The organism is Gordonia sp. NPDC003422, from assembly GCF_053588675.1.
This window is the reverse complement of record NZ_JBSFQL010000001.1, coordinates 81,386-102,467: the sequence shown is the minus strand read 5'-3', so window position 1 is coordinate 102,467 and position 21,082 is coordinate 81,386. Positions and strand designations below refer to the sequence as shown.

Genomic DNA, 21,082 nt, shown 5'->3' with positions numbered 1-21,082 from the left:
CGGATCAGCCGCTCCACCGCACGGGCAGCGCGGTGTGCGCTTGCGAGCGGGTCGGGTGACCGTGAATCCAGTCCGCGATCGCCTGGGTCATACGTTGTTGGTTGTGCCGCTTGACGATCTCGTGGCCCTCGTCATCGAACATGAGCATCTTCGCGGTGGCGCCGAGGGCACGCAGTTCGTTCACGATCTGCTGGGACTCGCTGACCGGCACGTTGGTGTCGTGAGCGCCGTGGACGACGAGGAGCGGAGCGCGCACCTCGGCGATCCGATGGATCGGAGACAGATCGGCCAGCAACTCGCGGTCGGATTCCGGGTGGCCGTACTTGGTGTAGGCGGCAACGGCGATCCACGGCTCGGTGTTGCGGAAGAACGACTCGAGGTCACTCATGCCGCAGATGGCGATCCCGGCGGCGAAGACCCCGGGGTGAAAGGTGAGGCAGGCCAGCGTGAGGTAGCCGCCGTAGGAGCGGCCTCCGCAGTACACCGACTCCGGGTCGGCGATCTTGTTGTCGCACAAGAACTGAGCGCAGTCTGCGGCGTCGTCGATGCCGGCGTAGCGCCCGTACCGATCGTCCGCGTGCGAGAACAGACGGCCCGAGCCCCCTGAGCCGCGCACGTTGGGTGCGAACACGCTGATCCCGGCGTCGACGAGAGGGCCGAACAGAAACTGGTAGTCGGGCCGGGTCTCCGCTTCGGGACCGCCGTGGAAGTAGATCAGGCACGGCGGCGGTGATCCATCCTCGAGGTGTGCTCGATAGAGCCAGCCCGACAACGGCATTCCGTCTCGCGCGGAGAACTCGACGCGTTCGCCTCGCAGCGCTGTCGACGGACCGCCGCTGATCACCACATCGTCGCGCACGGCTGTCACCTCGCCGGTCGAGGTGTTCACCAGATGCACCAGCGCCGAATGCTGTGGGCTCGACACCGTCAGTGCCACCAGGGTTCCGGCCGCACTGATGGACAGGTTGGCACCGACCTCGCCGGGCAGCGGGATCGGCGTGTGCAGGGTCTGGTCGGGCAGGGTCAGAATCTGTAACTCGCTGCGCCCGCGCACATTCCACAGCAATGCCACCGTCGACTGGTTGTGCGACACGGCGAATTCGTCGAGACCGGCGTCGGGCCGCTCGGCGAGGACCCGGAACCGTTTGCCGTCGGCACCCACCTCGACGCCGAGCAGGCGCGGGAACTTGGCGTCGAAATCGCTGAGCACCAGTGCCTGAACGGAATCGAGGTCGCGTTCGGAATCCTGGGGCGGTCCGACGAAGACGAGCGACGGGTGATCGTAACCCTGGTCGAGGATGTAGCCGTCGTCGGTGACCGAACCCGGATCGTTGGGCAGCAGTGGCGTCATGATCGTCGCCTCGGCGTCGGGCTCCTCGAGAGGACGCCGGATCAACAGCATGTCGCGATAGCCACGCGGGCCGACGCGCAGAAGCGTTGCGCCCTTCCACGAGTCGATCAGCGCGCCGCCGACGCGGACGTCGAGGGTCATCACGGTGCCCGTCCCGGGGTGGACGCGGAGGGCATGCGCGGTGCCGTCGAGTTCTGTTGCGGTGAGCAGAACCCAGTCGGTGTCCCAGCCGACGAGGGTGACGGTGCCGAATGAACGCCCGGAGGCCACGCGGGTGGGCCGGCCGGGATCGCCGTCGGTGCGCACGGCGCCGACGCGGTGTGCGATGTCGTCGTCGGGGTTGGTGGTGACGACCCACACCTGGTGGTGCTCGCCGCCACCGGGGGCGATCTCGACGGCCAGCCAGCGACCGTCGGTGGAGTGCACGAGCTTTCGGACCGGGCCGCTCGCCGGGATGCGGACCCACCGCAATTCGCCGACGCCGCCCCGCGACAGTGATCGCTGTGCGGCCCGTGGATAGCCTGTGCCGTCGTCGACGATGTAGGCGAACGCGCTGCCGTCCGGCGATACCGACGGCGCATAGGTGTGCCAACTGCGTTCGTCGAAACGTACCGGCGACAGGGCGGAGTCGTCGGAGTCGGTGGCCAGGCTCATGCGGTACCGGACTCCATGGTCTGCAGCCACATCTCCAGGAGTGCCACCTGCCAGAGTTCGTTGCCGCCCAACGGCGTTCGGAACCCGTTGGGATCGGCGAAGAGCCGATCGAGCGCGGTCTGCCGGTAGAGTCCCCGATCGCGGGCGGCCTGTGAGTTGAGGGTGTCGGCGACGAGGTCGAAGATCCCGCCCTCGAGGTGACGGATGCCGGGAACCGGGAAATAGCCCTTAGTGCGGTCGATCACCGCCGACGGCAGCAGCGCGCGACTGGCCTCTTTGAGAACGCCCTTGCCGCCGTGGGCGAGTTTGAGGGCGGGCGGGCAGGTCGCGGCCAACTCGACGAACTCGTGGTCGAGGAAGGGCACACGTGCTTCCAGGCCCCACGCCATCGTCATGGTGTCGACGCGCTTCACCGGGTCGTCGACGAGCATGATGGTGGTGTCGATGCGCAGCGCTGCGTCGACCGCCGAATCGGCGCCGGGGGCGGCCTGGTGGGCCGCCACGAATTCCCAACTCGGGTCGTAATCGTTATCCCCGACGTGGTACGGCTCGTTGAGGAGTGCGCCGATCTCGGCGTGAGAACGGTCGAAGAAGACATTCGCGTACGCCTTGGTGGTCTCGCTGCGCGCGGTGTCCGCGAGCGGCGGATACCAGCTGTATCCGCCGAGGATCTCGTCGGCGCCCTGACCGGACTGCACCACCTTGATCGATTTGCTGACCTCTTGCGACAGAAGATAGAAGGCGACGCAGTCGTGACTGACCATCGGTTCGCCCATGGCGGCGATGGCGTCGGGCACCGCGGGCAGCAGCCGTTCGGTGCCGATGTGGATCTTGTGATGGTCGGTCGCGAAGGTGTCGGCGATGACGTCGGAGTAGGCGTACTCGTCGCCGGCTTCGCCTCCGGCGGAATCGAATCCGATGCTGAAGGTCGCCAAGTCGGTTTGTCCCTGTTCGGCGAGCAGGGCGACGACGAGGGAGGAGTCGACGCCGCCGGAGAGCAGGACGCCGACCGGGACGTCGGCGACCATACGGCGTTTCACCGAGGTGCGCAGCGAGTCGATCAGTTCGTGCTGCCACCGCTTCTCGTCCCACTCGGCCCGATCCGGGTGTGGCTCGAAAGCTGGTGTCCAGTAGCGGAATTCGGTACTACGACCGTCTGGGGTGATGGTCCGGACGGTGGCCGGGGGGAGCTTGCGGATACCGTTGTAGATGGTGTGCGGCGCCGGGACCACGGCGTGGAAGCTGAAGTAGTGATGGAGTGCGACGCGGTCGATGGTGGTGTCGACTTCCCCGGCGCGCAACAGGGCCTGCGGCGACGACGCGAACCGGAGGCGGCCGGGGCGCTCGGCGAGGTAGAGCGGTTTGATGCCGAGGCGGTCGCGGGCGAGGGTGACGGTTCCGGAATCGGTCTCCACGACGGCGAACGCGAACATGCCGAGCAGGTGGTCGACGCAGTTCTTGCCCCAGGCATGGAAGGCCTTGAGGATGACCTCGCTGTCGGCGTGGGAGAAGAATCGGTAGCCCTTGCCCTCGAGTTCGGCGCGGAGCTCGCGGTGGTTGTAGATGCACCCGTTGAACACGAGGGCGAGTCCGAGGTCGGGGTCGACCATGGGCTGGCTGCCGCGTTCGGACAGGTCGATGATCTTGAGCCGTCGATGGCCCAGCGCGACCGAACCTTTGGCATAGAGACCGTTCGCGTCGGGTCCGCGTCGGGTCATCTCACAGGTCATCGTGTCCACGGCGCTCACGTCGGCGCTTGTGCCGTCGAACCGGATTTCTCCGCAGATGCCGCACATATGGTCAGCCTTTCTTCTCGGAGCCGGGTTCACTCCACCCTAAGAGGTCGGCGGGGTGGTGGCAGGCCGAGGGGATCGGGCGCGTCGTCGGACCCGTCAGGCCGGGGTCACCCAGGTGGTGATGTCGCAGTGGACCACCTCGGTGCCGTGGGTGTCGAGGACCTGCACCGAGATGGTGACGTCGGTGCCCTCGGTGATTGCGGTGAAGTCGATCGGTTCGGCGAGTCGGGCCTCGGCGGTGAGTCGGGTGCCGGCTTTGGCCAGGTAGCTGGTCTGCATCGCCTTGGGGATCCAGCGGTGCGTGGTCGGGGTGGTGGCCTCCATCAGCATCCCCATCGCGGCTTCGGCCAGGTTGCACGCCGCGATGGCGTGAAAGGTGCCGATGTGGTTGTGGACGCCGAACCAGTTCGGCGCGGTCACCTTGCAGTAGCCGGGTTCCATCTCCTGCACCAATGGCAGCACGGTGCCGAAGTACGGCACCCGGGCCACCATTCCCAGCGAGAACAGGGCGTTGCCCACGATGTTTGCCGGTAGACGACGTCGCAGGGCGTACGTGCCACTGACGTTTGCGGTCCGGCTGCCGTCGTCGGAGTTGGCCATGTGTCCCTACCTTACCGGCGAGTCAGTTGCCGTGGGCCGCGGGTGCGGTTCTCCTATCTGAGAGAGTTCGTGGTCTCCACCGTGACCCAGCCCGGGGCATTCGGGTGGGATACGGCAATCTGGCGATTCGCTATGCTGCGCGATGAATCGTTGTCGAGTGGCCGCAGCCACACAAAGGGGAACTGATGACTTACCAACCACCGACGGGTGGCTGGAACAATCCAGCCGGCGGTCCGGTTCCAGGTCAGCCGTACGGGCAGCCTGGCGGGTACCCGGGCCAGCAGGGCTACCCCGGGCAGCAGCCCGGCGCCGGCTTCCCCGGTCAGCCGATGGGCGGTGGCTATCCGCCGCAGCCGCGTGCGCCCCGTCCGGTGATCGTCGAACGTTTCCTCGCCGGGCCGGCGAACAAGCAGCTGTACACCATTTTCGGTGGAGTTCTCGCGTTTCTCGGTGTCCTGCTGGTGATCTTCAGCTGCCTGTCGTGGGCGACCGCGAGCGACGAGAGCAGCGCGGGGAGTTACAGCGTCTCCACCAGTGCCAGCATCACCGGACTGGGTTCGGTGTCGCTGGATGTCGACGCGGATGGCGTGGACACGGACAACGACAGGGTCAAGGACCAGGAAAAGGAGATCGAGAAGGAGACCTCGACTCCCGGCGTGTGGACTCTGATCTTCGGCATCCTGCTCATCGCGTCGGCTGTGGTGTTCTTCTTCCCGAAGATCGCCCAGTGGGGTGTGGTGGCCTCCGTGCTGATCGGTTTCGCGCTGATGGTGATGGCGTCGGTCTTCTTCGCCGATCCGGTGTCGGCGGTGGCCGACAGCGACGTCGAGGGCAACACCGACGACTGGGGCGCCGGCTACGGACTGTGGATCGTCTTCTTCGCTGCACTGATCGCGTTCTTCGTGGCCGTCGCCGCCTTGGTGATGCTGTTGCTGCCGCAGAAGCCGAAGCCGACCGCGTATGGTGGCTGGCCGCAACAGGGCGGATATCAGCCAGGTGGATACGCGGCCGGCGGATACCAGAACGGCGGAATGCCCCAGACCGGTTACCCGACCGGAGGTCAGGGCTACGGCGGATACGGGAACCAGCCCGGCGGGTACAACCAGTACCCCGGCCAGAATCAGTGGCCGTCGCAATAGGCCTCGGTAGCGGTGACTTCGGGCTGCCAGGTCGGCAATCCTCTGCTTTCTGCGGTCGTCGTCGGATCGACGGTGCTTCTGCCGGGGCCAGATCGCCGGGCCTATCGACATGGTGTCCGAAGCGGTCGTCCTGAGGTGCCTCCGAGGGAAATCTGCCCTCGGTGGCCTCTGACGGAGACCGTTTCGGACGGCCGCACACTTCCCGCCTCTATGATCGTCGGCAACGCCGACGGAGGGGCCGTCCGTGGCCATCCCACCAAAAGTAGGGGAAGAAGTTTCTTCCGCGAGGTTCGGAGTCGTCCCCTGGAAAATTGGCGGGGAAGACACCAAGCCTCGGGGACGAGTTACTTCCCCTACTTTCAGTGGCCCGATCTGGCCGACGGCCGACGGCGGCGCTTGCGCACCTGGTCAACGGCGCTACCACGTTCGGCGGAACGCGGTGGGCAACAGCGACCCACGGGGCCGGTTCGGGTCCGGACCGGTTGTCCCAGATGACACCACTGAGCCCGCAGATGCGTATATCTGCGTATCGACGCTCATCGGTGTCATCTGTGGCAGCAATCTGTTCCGAACCGCCACTGCGACAGGGACCTCATTTCTGATCAGAGACCTTCGGGCTGCCGGTCTTTGACCGCAGGTGAGGTCTCTGTGGTGGCTGTGATGGCGGCCGCTTCGCCGACCGGCCAAGGATCGGTCGGCGTGTCGCGATGTCAGAAACCGCGTGTCTGGCCAGAAACCCGACGCGCACCAGCGGTTTCCGGCCACACCTGAGGTTTCTGACGGCAGGTGCGGTTTCTGTGGCGAGGCCACGCTCTTCGGCTTGAGCAAGTCACGCTGTACGGCCGGTGATCAGTTCGGCTTGCGGCGGACGCCGAATCGCATCGCCTCCCGGTTGACGCCGGCGATGGCGTCGAGCGGAATCCCGGCCGGGCACACCGTCGCGCATTCACCGTAGGTCGAGCACGGCCCGAAGTCGTGTTCCATCTGCCCGGTGATCGCCTTGGCCCGACGGCCGCGTTCCTGCTTGCTCTGCGTCAGCGCGGCCAGGTGCAGGAGTTTCGCGCCGGCGAACAGGTGCGCCGCACCGTTGGGACAGGCCGCCACGCAGGCGCCGCAGCCGATGCACGCGGCATAGTCGAGGGCCGCTTCGCTGGTGTCGTGCGGCACGAGTTGGGCGTCGGCATCGGTGGCCTGGCCGGCATTCACCGCGACATGTCCACCTGCTTCGATGACGCGGTCGAGCGCGGAACGGTCGACGACGAGGTCGCGCACCACCGGAAAGGACTTGGCGCGCAGCGGTTCCAGTTTGAGCTCGGTGATGGCGCCGAAGTGTCGCAGATGCTGACGGCACGACGGCGTGTTGGGGGTGGGGCCGTGCGGCCGGTCGTTGACCATCATCCCGCACGATCCGCACACGCCTTCGCGACAGTCCGAATCGAAGGCGACGGGTTCCTCGCCACGGGCCACCAGGTGGTCGTTGAGTCGGTCGAGGACGTCGAGCAAGGACATCTCGGGAGTGGCGTCGTCGAGGGTGTAGGTCTCGAAATGCCCTGCGGCATCGGCGTTCTCTTGTCGCCAGGTTTTGATCGTCAGTTTCATCGGTGCCACCTCACTGGTAGTTCCGGGTCTGCAGGCCGACGGCGGGGAAGGAGAGTGGTTCGTCGTGGCGGATCTGCGCGCCGTCGTCGGTGGTCTCCCAGGCCGACACGAAACACCAGTTCTCGTCGTCGCGCATCGCCTCACCGTCGGCCGTCTGATGGTCGGTGCGGAAGTGCGCGCCACACGACTCGTCGCGGTCGAGGGCGTCGACGCACATCAGTTCGGCGAGTTCGAGGAAGTCGGCGACCCGGCCGGCGCGCTCGAGTTCCTGATTGAACTCCCGGCCACCGCCCGTGACGCGCAGGTTAAACCAGAATTCGTCACGCAGGGAACGGATCTCGTCGATCGCCGTGCTCAGCGACTCGACGCTGCGCGACACCCCGCACCCGCGGTAGAGGATGGCGCCGAGGCGGCGGTGGAAACGGTCGGGGCCCTCGGTGCCGCCGATCGAGGTGAGCGCATCGACGCGGGCGGCGACCGACGCGGCAGCAGCTTGCACGGCGTCGTCGTCCTGTGCCAGCGGTTCGGTGTTCAACAGCGGGGCAAGGTAATTCGGGATCGAGTAGGGGAGCGTGAACCAGCCGTCGACGCAGGCCGACAGGAGCGAGTTGGCACCGAGACGGTTGGCGCCGTGGTAGCCCCAGCCGACCTCGCCGCCCACGAAAAGGCCTGGTACAGAGGTCATCTGGTCGAAGTCCGACCACAGTCCGCCCATGGTGAAATGCGCCGCAGGGGCGATCCGCATCGGCACCTCGTACGGATTCTCACCGGTGGCGTCGTGATACATCGAGAAGAGATTGCCGTACCGCTCGGCGATGGTCGATTTGCCGAGTCGGGCGAGCGCATCCCGGAAATCCAGGTAGACGCTGTTGCGCAGCGGGCCGACCCCGTGGCCGGATTCGATCTGCTCGCGGGCCGCCCGGGAGGCCACGTCGCGCGGGGTGAGGTTGCCGAAGGTCGGGTATTTGCGTTCGAGGTAGTAGTCGCGTTCGGCGTCGGGGATGTCGTTCGGCGGGCGATCGTCGTGCTGCTTGCGCGGCACCCAGATCCGGCCGTCGTTGCGCAGCGACTCGCTCATCAGCGTGGTCTTCGACTGCCATTCGGCACTCACCGGCAGGGCGGTCGGATGGAACTGGATGAACGACGGCGACGCGAGCAGCGCCCCGCGGCGATGTGCGCGCCACGACGCGGTCGCGTTGCAGTTGCGCGCCAGCGTCGACTGGAAGTACACGGTGCCGTAGCCGCCGGTGGCCAGCACCACCGCGTGGGCGGTCTGCGCGCTGATCTCTCCGGTCACCAGGTCGCGGGTGATGATGCCCTGAGCGCGGCCGTCGGCGACGATGAGGTCGAGCATCTCCTGGCGGGTGTGCAGCGTGACCGTGCCGGCCGCGACCTGGCGGAGCAGGGCCTGCGACGCGGCAACTTGCAACTGCTGACCAGTCTGCCCACGCGTGTAGTAAGTGCGCGACACCTGCACGCCGCCGAAACTCCGAGTGGCCAGGCTGCCCCCGTACTCGCGGGCGAACGGGGCGCCGATCGCGTTGAGATGATCGATCACGCGGATCGATTCCTCGGCGAGCCGGAACGCGTCGGCCTCGCGGGAGCGGAAGTCGCCGCCCTTCACGGTGTCGACGACGAAGCGGTGGATCGAGTCGTTGTCGACCTTGCGAGCCCGCGCAGCGTTGATGCCGCCCTGCGCGGCGACGCTGTGCGCGCGGCGCGGGGCGTCGTGGAAGGTGAAGGACGAGACGTTGTAGCCGAGCTCCCCCAGCGCGGCCGCGCAACCGGCGCCGGCCAGTCCGGTGCCGACGACGATGATCCGGAACTTGTGCCGGTTGAGCGGGCCGACGAGTTTGTATTCGTCGCGGCGACGTTGCCAGGCGTCGGTGGGGTCGCAGTCGGGCACGCCGGAGGACAGGTCCGATCCGACGGTGCGCAGCGTGCCCAGGTCGATCGTCATCAGCTCACCACCCCGGTGAGCACCGCGAGCGGGATGGTGATGTTGCCGATCGAGACCGCTGCGGCGAGGAGCAGGGCGATCGCGGCCCCGACCTGCCGGACCCGTTTGCCGGTGGCGCCCAGATCGTTGACGACGCTCCAGAGACCGTGGACGAGGTGCAGGCCGAGCAGCGCCATCGCGACGATGTAGAAGAGCGCAACCGGCCAGCGCTGCAGGCTTTCCACCAGGTTGTGATAGGCGTACGACTGCTGCTCGGTGGTCGAGATGAAGTCGTCGCTCGCTGCCGGTTTGGTGCCGGTCGTCAGGTCGAGGATGTGGAAGACGATGAACGCGAACAGCACCAGCCCCGTGTAGGGCATCAGCGTCGCGGGCAGTCGTTTCCAGCTCATGCCCTTGCGTCGAAACCGGCCCTTGGCCTTATGCGACCGGCCGATCAGCATGAATGACGCCCCGATGTGTGCGACCAGGCAGGCGAGCAGCACCAACCGGAAGATCCACAGGGCGCCCTCGTAGGGGAGCAGCGGTTCGAGCAGGGTGCGCAACCAGTGGGCGTAGGCGTCGAAATGGTCGGCGCCGGTGTAGACCTTGAGATTCCCGATCATGTGGACCAGCACGAACAGGGCGAACACCGTACCGGTGAGCGCCATCGTGACCTTCAGCGTCACGTTGCTCGGTCGGGGCGGGCGCGAGGTCGGCAATGCGCTGGTCGTGCGCGGTTCGGGAATGGGTGCGTCAGCGTCGGAGTGCGGTCCGATGAGCGTGCTCATGCCAGGCCTTCCGGTCGGCTCGGGGCTGGCGAGCCACGTCTCGGTTCCCTGATCAGAGCGTATTGGGTTCGGTACGGGCCTGCCGGGTGATCGATGGATCGGTCCGGCGTCGGATGTCTGTACCTGGGAGGTGAGCCAGGTGCACTGTGCAGTTGGCGGGGCTGTGGCGTACAGATTTCCGCAGATGGGGCGGTCCCGACCACGGATTTGAATACCGACCCCGACCTGGTGCATACTTGTCGGGTTGCCTTCACCGGCGGACGCAGGATTTTCTGCGGCCTGAAGCATTTCGGTGCGCCAGTGAGGTGAATGACTCCCAGGCCCGGGAAACGGGGACTGGGCGTGTAACGCATGCGCCGAATCCGGTTCATGGTCACGACACGCCCGACCGCGGGTGCCGGAGCGAAACGGCTCGTACCAGCTACGAGCCAAACGTACAACGACAGATGAACAGCGTCGATTGCCGAATCTCACACGGTGGTCATGTGCTCAGCCGGCGAGAGGCCGTCCCTGGTCACGCGGTGTTTGTCTGTCGAGAACAACTGACGGAAGAGGACACAGCGTGGCGGGACAGAAGATCCGCATCAGGCTCAAGGCCTACGACCACGAGGCGATCGACGCTTCGGCGCGCAAGATCGTGGAGACCGTGACCCGTACGGGTGCACGCGTCGTCGGCCCGGTGCCGTTGCCCACCGAGAAGAACGTGTACTGCGTCATCCGTTCGCCGCACAAGTACAAGGACAGCCGCGAACATTTCGAGATGCGCACCCACAAGCGACTCATCGACATCCTCGACCCGACGCCGAAGACGGTCGACGCGCTGATGCGCATCGACCTGCCGGCCAGCGTCGACGTCAACATCCAGTAGGCGGGGGGCGAGAAGAATCATGAGTAATCAAAGTGCGACCAAGGGCATTCTGGGCACCAAGCTCGGCATGACCCAGGTCTTCGACGAGAACAACCGCGTCGTTCCGGTGACTGTCATCCAGGCCGGCCCGAACGTGATCACCCAGCTCCGTACCGCCGACCGCGACGGCTACACCGCCGTGCAGCTGGCCTACGGTGCGATCGATCCGCGCAAGGTGACCAAGCCGGTCACCGGTCAGTACGCCAAGGCCGGTGTCACGCCACGCCGCCATCTGGCCGAGATCCGCGTCAACGATGTCAGCGAGTTCGAGGTCGGTCAGGAACTGACCGCCGAGGTCTTCGCCGAGGGTTCGCTGGTCGACGTGACCGGCACCTCCAAGGGCAAGGGTTTCGCCGGCCCCATGAAGCGTCACGGCTTCTCCGGTCTGGGCGCCAGCCACGGCGCGCACCGCGTGCACCGCGCACCGGGTTCCATCGGTGGCTGCGCCACCCCGGGACGCGTGTTCAAGGGCATGCGGATGGCCGGACGCATGGGTAACGACAAGGTGACCACGCAGAACCTCACCGTCCACAAGGTGGACGCCGAGGCCGGCCTGCTGCTGATCAAGGGAGCCATCCCGGGTCGCAAGGGCGGCGTCGTGGTGGTTCGCGACGCAGTGAAGGGAGCCGGTAAATGAGTACCGCAACCAAGCTGACGCTGGACGTCAAAACTGCCGACGGCAAGACCAACGGAACCGTTGACCTGCCCGCCGAACTGTTCGACGTCACGGCCAACATCGCGCTGATGCATCAGGTCGTGGTGGCCCAGCAGGCCGCCGCGCGCCAGGGCACGCACGCCACCAAGACCCGCGGCGAGGTCCGCGGCGGTGGAGCCAAGCCGTACCGGCAGAAGGGCACCGGCCGCGCCCGCCAGGGTTCGACCCGCGCACCTCAGTTCGCCGGTGGTGGCACCGTCCACGGCCCGCAGCCGCGTGACTACAGCCAGCGCACCCCCAAGAAGATGAAGGCGGCCGCCCTGCGCGGCGCGCTGAGCGATCGCGCCCGCAACGAGCGCATCCACGTGATCACCGAACTGGTCTCCGGGCAGGTCCCGTCGACCAAGACGGCACGTCTGTTCCTGGAGAGCCTGTCGGATCGCCGCAAGTTCCTGGTCGTGCTCGGCCGTGAGGACCTGACGGCGTGGAAGAGCGTGGCCAACCTGGGCAACGTGCTGCCGATCGCGCCGGATCAGCTCAACACCTACGACGTCCTCGACTCGGACGAAGTGGTGTTCAGCGTGGAGACGCTCAACGCGTTCATCGCCGCCAACACCGCGACTGAGAAGGAGGCGTGAGCATGGCTACCCAGGCTGACCCCCGTGACATCGTTCTGGCGCCGGTGATCTCCGAGAAGTCCTACGGACTCATGGAAGATCAGGTGTACACCTTCGTGGTGCACCCGGACTCCAACAAGACGCAGATCAAGATCGCCATCGAGCAGATCTTCGGCGTCGAGGTTGCCAGCGTCAACACCGCGAACCGGCAGGGCAAGCGCAAGCGGACCCGCTCTGGCTACGGCCAGCGCAAGTCCACCAAGCGCGCATTCGTGACGCTCACCGAAGACAGCAAGCCCATCGAGATCTTCGGAGGCTCGGTCAGCTGACCGGGACCTCGAGAGAAGGACTGAGAACTCATGGCTATTCGTAAGTACAAGCCGACGACCCCCGGTCGTCGTGGTGCCAGTGGCGCCGACTTCGCCGAGGTCACCCGTGACCATCCGGAGAAGTCGCTGGTTCGTCCGCTGCACGGTCGCGGTGGTCGCAACGCCCACGGTCGCATCACCACCCGGCACAAGGGTGGCGGTCACAAGCGCGCCTACCGTCTGATCGACTTCCGTCGTAACGACAAGGACGGCGTCAACGCCAAGGTCGCACACATCGAGTACGACCCCAACCGCACCGCGCGCATCGCACTGCTGCACTACTTGGACGGCGAGAAGCGCTACATCATCGCGCCGCGTGGCCTGTCGCAGGGCGACGTGGTGGAGAGCGGCCCGACCGCCGACATCAAGCCCGGCAACAACCTGCCGCTGCGCAACATCCCGACCGGTACCCAGGTGCACGCTGTTGAGCTGCGTCCGGGTGGCGGGGCGAAGATGGCCCGCAGCGCGGGTGCCTCGATCCAGCTGCTCGGCAAGGAAGGCACCTACGCGACCCTGCGTATGCCCTCCGGCGAGATCCGTCGCGTCGACGTGCGCTGCCGCGCCACCGTCGGCGAGGTCGGCAACGCCGAGCAGAGCAACATCAACTGGGGCAAGGCCGGCCGCATGCGCTGGAAGGGCAAGCGCCCGACCGTCCGCGGTGTCGTGATGAACCCGGTCGACCACCCGCACGGTGGCGGCGAGGGCAAGACCTCGGGTGGTCGCCACCCGGTGAGCCCGTGGGGACAGCCGGAAGGCCGTACCCGCAAGAACAAGGCGAGCGACAAGCTGATCGTGCGTCGCCGTCGTACCGGCAAGAACAAGCGATAAGCACAGGAGGGAGTTAGAGAATGCCACGCAGCCTCAAGAAGGGCCCGTTCGTCGACGACCACCTGCTTGCCAAGGTCGACGCACAGAACGAAAAGGGCACCAAGCAGGTCATCAAGACCTGGTCGCGCCGTTCGACCATCATCCCCGATTTCATCGGTCACACCTTCGCCGTCCACGACGGTCGCAAGCATGTCCCGGTGTTCATCTCGGACAACATGGTCGGGCACAAGCTGGGCGAGTTCGCCCCCACCCGCACCTTCAAGGGTCACATCAAGGATGACCGGAAAGCGAAGCGCCGCTGATGACTACGCAGACCGATAATCCGACGGCGAAAGCCACCGCGAAGTTTGTTCGCGTGACGCCGATGAAGGCCCGCCGTGTGCTGGACCTGGTTCGCGGCAAGAACGTCGACGAGGCACTGGATATCCTGCGGTTCGCCCCGCAGTCCGCGTCGGAGCCCGTCTACAAGGTGCTCGCGAGCGCCGTTGCCAACGCGGAGAACAACGAGGGTCTGGATCGCCGGACCCTGGTCGTCGCCACCGCGTACGCCGATGAGGGCCCGACCCTCAAGAGGTTCCAGCCGCGTGCGCAGGGTCGCGCGTTCCGCATCCGCAAGCGCACCAGCCACATCACCGTGGTCGTGGAGTCCTTGCCGGAGAAGGCAACCGCAGGCCGCGCCCGGTCGCGTCAGCCGAAGAAGAAGGGAGCCTAGTAGTGGGCCAGAAAATCAACCCGCACGGCTTCCGTCTGGGCATCACCACCGACTGGAAGTCGCGCTGGTATGCCGACAAGCAGTACGCGGAGTACGTGAAAGAGGATGTCGCCATCCGCAAGCTCCTCTCGCAGGGGCTCGAGCGCGCCGGCATCGCCAAGGTGGAGATCGAGCGCACCCGTGACCGGGTTCGCGTCGACATCCACACCGCCCGCCCGGGCATCGTCATCGGTCGCCGTGGCGCCGAGGCCGACCGGATCCGTGGCGACCTGGAGAAGCTGACCGGCAAGCAGGTGCAGCTGAACATCCTCGAGGTGAAGAACGCAGAGTCCGAGGCCCAGCTGGTGGCCCAGGGCGTCGCGGAGCAGCTGAGCAACCGTGTGGCATTCCGCCGCGCGATGCGCAAGGCGATCCAGTCGGCGATGCGTCAGCCGAACGTGAAGGGCATCCGGGTCCAGTGCTCGGGTCGCCTGGGTGGCGCAGAGATGAGCCGCAGTGAGTTCTACCGCGAAGGCCGGGTGCCGCTGCACACGCTGCGCGCCGACATCGACTACGGACTCTACGAAGCCAAGACCACCTTCGGCCGCATCGGCGTGAAGGTGTGGATCTACAAGGGCGACATCGTCGGTGGACGTCGTGAGCTGGCCGCGGCCGCTCCGGCAGCCGAGGACCGTCGTCCGCGCCGGCCCAGCCGGCCTCGCCGCAGCGGTGCCTCGGGCACCACTGCCACGAGCACCGACGCCGGACGTGCGGCGGAAGCTCCTGCTGAGGCCACTGCTGGTGCGGGCACCGAGAAGCAGGAGGGCTGATTCATGCTGATCCCACGGCGGGTCAAGCACCGCAAGCAGCATCACCCGAGCCTGAAGGGTCAGGCCAAGGGCGGCACCAAGGTGACGTTCGGTGATTTCGGCATCCAGGCTCTGGAGAGTGCCTACATCACCAACCGGCAGATCGAGTCCGCTCGTATCGCCATCAACCGGCACATCAAGCGTGGCGGCAAGGTGTGGATCAACATCTTCCCGGACCGTCCGCTGACCAAGAAGCCGGCCGAAACCCGCATGGGTTCGGGTAAGGGTTCGCCCGAATGGTGGGTCGCCCCGGTCAAGCCGGGTCGCGTGCTGTTCGAGATGACCTACCCCGATGAGCACACCGCTCGCGAGGCCCTGCGCCGCGCGCAACACAAGCTGCCCATCAAGACCCGGATCGTGACCAGAGAGGAGCAGTTCTGATGGCACTCGGAGTTGCTGCGAACGAGCTGCGTGAGCTCACCGACACCGATCTGGTCGATCGCTTGAAAGAGTCGAAGGAAGAACTGTTCAACCTTCGGTTCCAGATGGCCACCGGCCAGCTCGACAACAACCGTCGTCTGCGGACCGTGCGTCGCGAGATCGCGCGCATCTACACCGTGATGCGTGAGCGTGAGCTGGGCCTGGCGTCGGGACCGGATGGTGATGACGCATGAGTGAGGACCAGAAGGTGACCGAAACCCAGACTGAGGTGCGTAACAGCCGCAAGGAGCGGATCGGTTACGTCGTCAGTGACAAGATGCAGAAGACCATCGTGGTCGAGCTGGAAGATCGTACGCGCCACGCGCTGTACGGCAAGATCATCCGGACCACGTCCAAGGTCAAGGCCCACGACGAGAACGGCGATGCCGGCGTCGGCGACCGCGTGCGGATCATGGAGACCCGCCCGCTGTCGGCGACCAAGCACTGGCGTCTCGTCGAGGTGCTGGAGAAGGCCAAGTAAGGGCCTGCTCCAATCCAGATCTCAGTAAAGCGGTCCGTTCCCGGTTCAGGGAACGGACCGCTTTCTTGTGCGGGCATAATGCCGCCATGACCGACGCGACGATGGCCGTGATCTGCCTGCTGATCCTGGGCTGGGCGGTCACCTCACAACTGCTGTCGCGCCACGACGTGACCGGGCCGCTGGTGTTCGTCGTCGCCGGTTATGGTCTCGCCAACCCGACGTGGGGTGTGCTGACGGTCGACGTGGACGCCTCGATGGTCCACACGCTCGCCGAACTGGCCCTGGGCCTGGTGCTGTTCACCGACGCGTCCCGGGTCAGCGTCGGACGACTGCGCGCGCAGGCCCGGCTGCCCGCGCGGTTGCTGCTGATCGGACTGCCGCTGACGATCCTGGTGGGCACCGTCGGCGCGCAAGTGGTGTTCGGTGAGTTCGGTTGGGCGCTGGCGCTGTTCGTAGGCGCATCGCTGGCACCGACGGACGCCGCGCTGAGCGTCCAGGTCATCAACGACAAGCGAATCCCGCGGCGGCTGCGGCTCACGCTGAACGTGGAGAGCGGCCTCAACGACGGCATCGCGACACCCGTGGTCACGTTGGCGATCGCGTTGTCGGCGTCGGCGCTGGGCATGCACGGTGGCGAGCACATCACCGTCGCCGACGCGGTGATCGAACTGCTGCTCGGCCTGGGCATCGGGCTGGCCGGCGGATTCGTCTGTGCGTGGGCCATCAATCTGTCGGTGCGCCACGGTTTGTCGTCACCCGCGACCCGCCGGATCGCCGCACTGGCCACGGCGGCCGGCATCTTCGCTCTGGCCATCGCCATCGAGGGCAACGGTTTCATCGCCGCCTTCGTCGCCGGCATGGCCTTCGGGCACTTCATCGACCGGGGTGACACCGAGGACGGCGGTGAAGAGGACACCGACCTGGAGGTACTTCCCGAACTCGGCGGAGAACTTCTCGCGCTGGTCGTCTGGTTCTTGTTCGGCGCCGGACTCATCCCGCTGGTGATCGACGTCGCCGACGCCGGGGATCTGGTGGCGATGCTGGGGTATGCCGCGCTGAGTCTCACCGTGTTCCGGATGCTGCCGGTCGCGATGTCGTTGATCGGCGCAGGTGTCATTTGGCCCGCTCGCTCCGCTCCCGGCGCCGGTTTGCCGATGCGTGATGTGGCGCTCGTGGGCTGGTTCGGGCCGCGTGGACTCGCGTCGGTGGTGTTCGCGCTCCTCGGTTTCGAGGAACTCGGCGACAACCCGACCGCCCAGGCCGCGGTCGCCGCGATCGGGGTCACGGTGCTGGCCAGCGTGATCCTGCACGGCGTGAGCGCAGGTCCGCTCGCGCGTCGCTATCCGTCGTCGGCAGCCGAGCCGTCGCCGACCACGCAAAGCCTCCCGCTGCGCTCACGCACCCGATTCCTGCGCCGGGCCTGACCGCGTGGGATGCGGTTGAATGTCGGGGTGAAGCTCCCACCCTCGCCGCTCATCTACGAGATCAACACCTGGCCATGGCTCGCCGGACTCTCGGCCGACACGGGCGAGCATGTCGGACTGGGCACCGTGCCCGAGGCCGAGTGGGACACCATCGCGGCCAACGGTTTTGACGCGGTGTGGCTGATGGGCGTGTGGCAGCGCAGTCCGGCGGGCATCGAGATCGCCCGCGCCGACGGGCCGCTGATGGCCTGGTTCGCCGAATCGTTGCCCGACTTCACCGACACCGACGTCGTGGGGTCGCCGTACTGCGTGCGCGACTACGTGGTCGACGACCACCTCGGCGGACCCGACGGGCTCGCGGCGGCGCGCGAACAACTCGCCCGACGCGGCATCGGACTCATCCTCGACTTCGTGCCCAACCACGTCGCCGCCGACCACCCATGGACCGCCCACCCCGACTGGTTCATCACCGGCACGGCCGACGATCTCGCCCGCGCCCCCGAGTCGTATGTCGAGGTCGACGGCGCGGTGCTCGCCAACGGACGCGACCCGTACTTCCCGGCCTGGCGGGACGTCGTGCAGGTCAACGCCTTCCATCCCGGGCTGCGGGAGGCCGCGATCACCACCGTGCGCACGATCGCGGCACAGTGCGACGGCGTGCGCTGCGACATGGCGATGCTGGTCATGAACGACATCTTCGCGAAGACCTGGGGCGACGCCGGCGGCGCACCGCCGGAACAGGACTACTGGCCCGAACTCATCGGAGCGGTCCGCGCCGAGCACCCCGATTTCCGGTTCATCGCCGAGGCGTACTGGGACACCGAATCCGCGTTGGTCGCCCAGGGTTTCGACCACTGCTACGACAAGACCCTCTACGACACCCTGCGCCACGACCCGCCGCGGCTGTGGCCGACGCTGTCGGGGAATCCGGAACCGCAGGCGCGGGTGCGGTTCATCGAGAACCACGACGAGGAACGGGCCGCGGTCGCCTTCGGTGACCGTGATCGGCAGGCAGCCGTTGTCACGCTGACCCAGCTCGGCGCACGGCTGGTGCACCAGGGGCAGATCGAGGGTCGTCGGCGCCGACTGCCCGTGCAGCTGGCTCGGTTCGCCGACGAGCCGGTCGATGCCGACCGTGCGGTGTTCTATCGCGCTCTGCTCCCCGTGCTCGGCGATCCGACCTTCGCCCACGGTGACTGGCAGCTGTGTGTGGTTCGCGGATCGTCGGATTCGGTGGTCGCGTGGACGCGCACCGGTGAGCACAGGCGCTGGCTCATCGCCGTCAACGTCGCCGACGTGGCTGCGCGGGCGTCGGTCATCACCGAGTGGGCGGGACTTACGACACTTGTCAGCCCACTCTCGGGGGAGACGATTCGCGTGGGCGCCGACGGGTCGGCCGATGTCTCTCTGACTGCGTGGGGCTGGCAGGTCTACGCCGTGTGAGCGCGCCGATGTGGTCCGTTCGGTTTAGTCCCAACGGAGGATTGACCCTGGTCAGAGCCGAATGCAAGGGTTGTGCCCAATGAGCGTCATCAGTCCCGACCGGGCGCGGCTGCACGCCGGCACGGCAGTGGCCGACCCCTCGGTCGGGGGCCGGCTGCGGCGTCGGGCGCAGGCATGGGCACGGACACTGTTCGCCTCCGATCGCGGCGAGGGCGACCAGGCACGCGTGCAACGGATCGGCGCCCGATTCCTCGGCGCAGGCCTCATCGGCTACCTCCTCGTGTCGCTGGGCACCATCGGGCAGGCGGCACCCCTGACCGTCGCGTGGTGGCCACCGCTCAGCGTGGTGCTGGCCATCGGACCGGGCGTCGCACTCATCGTCTACAGCTTCCGGCCCGGCACCGCCTGGCTGCCTCCGCTGGCCGTCGTCACCGCTGTCGGATATCTGATTGCCGTCGGACTCTGGTTCGTGGCGTGGACCGGCGACACCACCGCCAAGCCGGAGGACTGGGCGGTGTGGATGGTCGCGTTCCCGGGGATGCCGAGCATGGTGTTGATGCTGGTGTACCCGCGATGGGGAGTGGCCAATCTCGTCGCGGCGTGTGCTGCGGTGAATGCGGCGCAGCAACTCGGCAGATTCGACCGGCTCACCACCGACCTCCCCGTCGAGTTCGCGTGGGCGACGTCGTTCACCGCGGTCTTCCTGGCCGTCGCACTGGTGGCGGTGCGCACCGGTAAGGCGCTCGACGAGACGCGTGAAGACACCTATCGGGCCGCCGCCGACGCAGCTGCGGCCGAGGCACGGGCCGTCGAAAAGGGACGACTGGACGCGATCATCCACGACCGCATCATCGCGTCGCTCCTCGCCGTCCGCGCCGGGGTTCCCGACCAGCGGCTCGCCGACCAGGCGCGTTCGGCGCTCGCCGAAGTCGCCCACCTCGCCGCGGGTGATCCCGCCGAACCCCAGGCGATGGTGTCGCGGGACGAGGCGATCCGACGCATCCGGTCGGCCGCCGCCGATGTGACCGACCGGGCAGAGATCGAGATCGTGGTCGGCGGCTCGGAGACGTCGAGCTTCTGCGACTATCCGGCAGCGGTGGTGCAGGCCGTCGTCGAAGCGATGGGCGAGTCGTTGCGCAACGTGGTCCGGCACGCCGGTGCGGGCGCCGACAGCGCGGTCATTGCACAGCTCACCGAGAACGCGCTCAGCATGGCGATCGTCGACGACGGACATGGCTTCGACCCGGATGCGACGCCCGAGGGCCGGCTCGGCATCCGGGTCAGTATCCGCACGCGGATGGAGCAAGTCGGCGGGCAAGCGCGCGTCAACAGCCGACTCGGGCGTGGCACCACGGTTCAGTTGCTGTGGGAGCGCGCGTGATCACCCCGATCCCGTCGAGCCACATCGCATTGACCGAGGGCATCGCCGACACCTTCGGTATCCGGTCCCGTCCGCTCGTTGCTGCAATGGCCACCTTCGGGGCGGTGTACCTGCTGGTCACCGTGTACTCGGGCAGCAGCATCGATTCACCGTTGGCCTGGGTCGGTCTGATCGCCGCGTTCCTGATCTTCGTCGGAGTGTGTGTCGTCGTACTCGGTGTTCTCGATGACCCGCTCCCGCTGCGGCACACCGTGTTCATCGCCGCCGGAACGGTGGTGGCCACCACGATCGCGCTGGTGTCGCTGCCCGATCCGCCCGACCACGTGATGCAGACCGGACCGCCGATCGGCGCCTCGGTGATCATGCTCGCCTTCCTCGCCGTCCGGGGTCGGCCACTGGGGGCCTGGCTCGCCAGCGGCGCCATCACCGTGATGGCGGTGGTGTGGTCCGATCATGTGGGGCAAGGCGCCGCCTGGGGTGTCGCGATCACCGTGCCCGGCTACGCGATCATGATCATGGGGTCGTTGTTCTCCGTGATGCTGCGACCGATGACGCGTCAGATCTACGCACTCCGCACGGCCAACGCGAAACGGGTGGCGGCGGAGGCTGCGGCCTCGGCGTCGGCCGCATTTCGTGACCGCCAGCTGGTCGAGTTCGAGGAACGGGCCCGGCCGACGCTCGTCTCGATCGTCGAACGCCACGAGTTCACCGACGAAGAAGTACGCGACGCCCGCCTGCTCGAAGCCCAGCTCCGCGACGGCATCCGGGCTCCGGGACTCGACGATCCCGCAGTGCGGGCGGCGGCCTGGCAGGCCCGACGACGCGGGGTCTCGGTGCTACTGCTCGACGACGGGGATGGCTCGCGCGCACCCGGAGGGATGACCAGGCTCGCGGACGCGGTGGTTGCCGTCCTTGCCGACGCGACCGACGGTCGGGTGACGGCGCGCATCCTGCCACCCGGACGAGAGTTGCTGGCGACCATCACGGTCGACTCGACCCAGCGCAGCGAACGGATCGAGCTCGCATCGTCTGCCGACTGAGCCCCACTGCCGGCTGGATGGGAGCTTGTCGGGCGCACAAAAAGTGGGGGAAGAGACTTCTTCCCCCACCCTTGGTGTCGTCCCCTAGAAGT

22 protein-coding genes are annotated in these 21,082 nt (G+C 67.0%); 16 read left to right on the top strand and 6 right to left on the bottom strand.

All coding sequences use genetic code 11. The features are described 5' to 3' along the window. Positions 1 to 4 precede the first annotated feature (4 nt). The 3 genes from ACWDTF_RS00260 to ACWDTF_RS00250 form a co-directional block, all read right to left on the bottom strand. A complete protein-coding gene (locus tag ACWDTF_RS00260) occupies positions 5 to 2,005 on the bottom strand; it encodes an alpha/beta hydrolase family protein (RefSeq protein ID WP_240860849.1) in 2,001 nt (666 codons plus the stop codon). Continuing rightward, positions 2,002 to 3,801 carry an N-acetylglutaminylglutamine amidotransferase gene (locus ACWDTF_RS00255; protein ID WP_240860851.1) on the bottom strand — a complete coding sequence of 600 codons (1,800 nt, stop codon included), beginning with the start codon at positions 3,799 to 3,801 and terminating at the stop codon, positions 2,002 to 2,004. Before ACWDTF_RS00255 ends, ACWDTF_RS00260 begins: the two co-directional genes overlap by 4 nt. Before the next feature lie 96 nt (positions 3,802 to 3,897). After that, positions 3,898 to 4,401: a hotdog fold domain-containing protein gene (locus tag ACWDTF_RS00250; protein ID WP_240860852.1), complete on the bottom strand. Its 504-nt coding sequence runs from the start codon at positions 4,399 to 4,401 to the stop codon at positions 3,898 to 3,900. 185 nt (positions 4,402 to 4,586) lie between these two features. Here ACWDTF_RS00250 and ACWDTF_RS00245 point away from each other — a divergent pair, with 185 nt between their 5' ends. Beyond that, positions 4,587 to 5,540, top strand: a complete 954-nt coding sequence (locus tag ACWDTF_RS00245) for a hypothetical protein (RefSeq protein WP_355276556.1) — start codon at positions 4,587 to 4,589, stop codon at positions 5,538 to 5,540. An 849-nt stretch (positions 5,541 to 6,389) separates the two neighbouring features. Here ACWDTF_RS00245 and ACWDTF_RS00240 read toward each other — a convergent pair. Genes ACWDTF_RS00240 through ACWDTF_RS00230 form a run of 3 tightly spaced genes read right to left on the bottom strand, consistent with a single transcriptional unit; the run spans position 6,390 to position 9,866 of the window. Then, complete coding sequence (locus ACWDTF_RS00240) at positions 6,390 to 7,139, bottom strand: succinate dehydrogenase/fumarate reductase iron-sulfur subunit (protein WP_355276554.1); 750 nt, start codon at positions 7,137 to 7,139, stop codon at positions 6,390 to 6,392. 10 nt (positions 7,140 to 7,149) lie between these two features. Further along, positions 7,150 to 9,099, bottom strand: coding sequence for a fumarate reductase/succinate dehydrogenase flavoprotein subunit (locus ACWDTF_RS00235; protein ID WP_355276552.1), 1,950 nt, complete (start codon positions 9,097 to 9,099; stop codon positions 7,150 to 7,152). After that, on the bottom strand, positions 9,099 to 9,866 hold the full coding sequence (locus ACWDTF_RS00230) for a succinate dehydrogenase cytochrome b subunit (protein ID WP_240860858.1): 768 nt from the start codon (positions 9,864 to 9,866) through the stop codon (positions 9,099 to 9,101). The genes ACWDTF_RS00235 and ACWDTF_RS00230 overlap by 1 nt, the downstream gene beginning before the upstream one ends. A gap of 562 nt (positions 9,867 to 10,428) precedes the next feature. Here ACWDTF_RS00230 and rpsJ point away from each other — a divergent pair. From rpsJ to ACWDTF_RS00155, 15 genes are all read left to right on the top strand, one after another. Beyond that, positions 10,429 to 10,734, top strand: a complete 306-nt coding sequence (gene rpsJ, locus ACWDTF_RS00225) for a 30S ribosomal protein S10 (protein ID WP_003938093.1) — start codon at positions 10,429 to 10,431, stop codon at positions 10,732 to 10,734. Positions 10,735 to 10,753: 19 nt separating this feature from the next. Further along, positions 10,754 to 11,410, top strand: a complete 657-nt coding sequence (gene rplC / locus ACWDTF_RS00220; RefSeq protein ID WP_240860860.1) for a 50S ribosomal protein L3 — start codon at positions 10,754 to 10,756, stop codon at positions 11,408 to 11,410. Further along, positions 11,407 to 12,066 carry a 50S ribosomal protein L4 gene (rplD, locus tag ACWDTF_RS00215; RefSeq protein ID WP_240860863.1) on the top strand — a complete coding sequence of 220 codons (660 nt, stop codon included), beginning with the start codon at positions 11,407 to 11,409 and terminating at the stop codon, positions 12,064 to 12,066. The genes rplC and rplD overlap by 4 nt, the downstream gene beginning before the upstream one ends. A 2-nt stretch (positions 12,067 to 12,068) precedes the next feature. Further along, positions 12,069 to 12,374 (top strand): 50S ribosomal protein L23, encoded by a 306-nt coding sequence (rplW, locus tag ACWDTF_RS00210; protein ID WP_240860864.1) that lies wholly within the window; start codon positions 12,069 to 12,071, stop codon positions 12,372 to 12,374. Positions 12,375 to 12,404: 30 nt separating this feature from the next. Beyond that, positions 12,405 to 13,241 carry a 50S ribosomal protein L2 gene (gene rplB, locus ACWDTF_RS00205; RefSeq protein ID WP_355276548.1) on the top strand — a complete coding sequence of 279 codons (837 nt, stop codon included), beginning with the start codon at positions 12,405 to 12,407 and terminating at the stop codon, positions 13,239 to 13,241. A gap of 20 nt (positions 13,242 to 13,261) precedes the next feature. Next, complete coding sequence (rpsS, locus tag ACWDTF_RS00200) at positions 13,262 to 13,543, top strand: 30S ribosomal protein S19 (RefSeq protein ID WP_005193585.1); 282 nt, start codon at positions 13,262 to 13,264, stop codon at positions 13,541 to 13,543. Next, positions 13,543 to 13,953: a 50S ribosomal protein L22 gene (rplV, locus tag ACWDTF_RS00195; protein ID WP_240860870.1), complete on the top strand. Its 411-nt coding sequence runs from the start codon at positions 13,543 to 13,545 to the stop codon at positions 13,951 to 13,953. The genes rpsS and rplV overlap by 1 nt, the downstream gene beginning before the upstream one ends. A 2-nt stretch (positions 13,954 to 13,955) precedes the next feature. Continuing rightward, positions 13,956 to 14,762 (top strand): 30S ribosomal protein S3, encoded by an 807-nt coding sequence (gene rpsC, locus ACWDTF_RS00190; RefSeq protein WP_240860872.1) that lies wholly within the window; start codon positions 13,956 to 13,958, stop codon positions 14,760 to 14,762. Between the two features lie 3 nt (positions 14,763 to 14,765). After that, on the top strand, positions 14,766 to 15,182 hold the full coding sequence (gene rplP / locus ACWDTF_RS00185) for a 50S ribosomal protein L16 (RefSeq protein WP_240860874.1): 417 nt from the start codon (positions 14,766 to 14,768) through the stop codon (positions 15,180 to 15,182). Beyond that, entirely contained in the window at positions 15,182 to 15,415 is a 234-nt protein-coding gene (rpmC, locus tag ACWDTF_RS00180) for a 50S ribosomal protein L29 (RefSeq protein ID WP_355276545.1), read from the top strand. The genes rplP and rpmC overlap by 1 nt, the downstream gene beginning before the upstream one ends. Beyond that, complete coding sequence (gene rpsQ, locus ACWDTF_RS00175) at positions 15,412 to 15,702, top strand: 30S ribosomal protein S17 (RefSeq protein WP_240860875.1); 291 nt, start codon at positions 15,412 to 15,414, stop codon at positions 15,700 to 15,702. The genes rpmC and rpsQ overlap by 4 nt, the downstream gene beginning before the upstream one ends. 86 nt (positions 15,703 to 15,788) lie before the next feature. After that, complete coding sequence (locus tag ACWDTF_RS00170; RefSeq protein ID WP_355276543.1) at positions 15,789 to 17,126, top strand: cation:proton antiporter; 1,338 nt, start codon at positions 15,789 to 15,791, stop codon at positions 17,124 to 17,126. Between the two features lie 27 nt (positions 17,127 to 17,153). Continuing rightward, a complete protein-coding gene (locus ACWDTF_RS00165) occupies positions 17,154 to 18,569 on the top strand; it encodes an alpha-amylase family glycosyl hydrolase (protein WP_355276541.1) in 1,416 nt (471 codons plus the stop codon). Between the two features lie 79 nt (positions 18,570 to 18,648). Continuing rightward, complete coding sequence (locus tag ACWDTF_RS00160; RefSeq protein WP_355276539.1) at positions 18,649 to 19,950, top strand: sensor histidine kinase; 1,302 nt, start codon at positions 18,649 to 18,651, stop codon at positions 19,948 to 19,950. Continuing rightward, on the top strand, positions 19,947 to 20,990 hold the full coding sequence (locus ACWDTF_RS00155; RefSeq protein ID WP_355276537.1) for a hypothetical protein: 1,044 nt from the start codon (positions 19,947 to 19,949) through the stop codon (positions 20,988 to 20,990). The genes ACWDTF_RS00160 and ACWDTF_RS00155 overlap by 4 nt, the downstream gene beginning before the upstream one ends. The last annotated feature ends 92 nt before the right edge of the window (positions 20,991 to 21,082 follow it).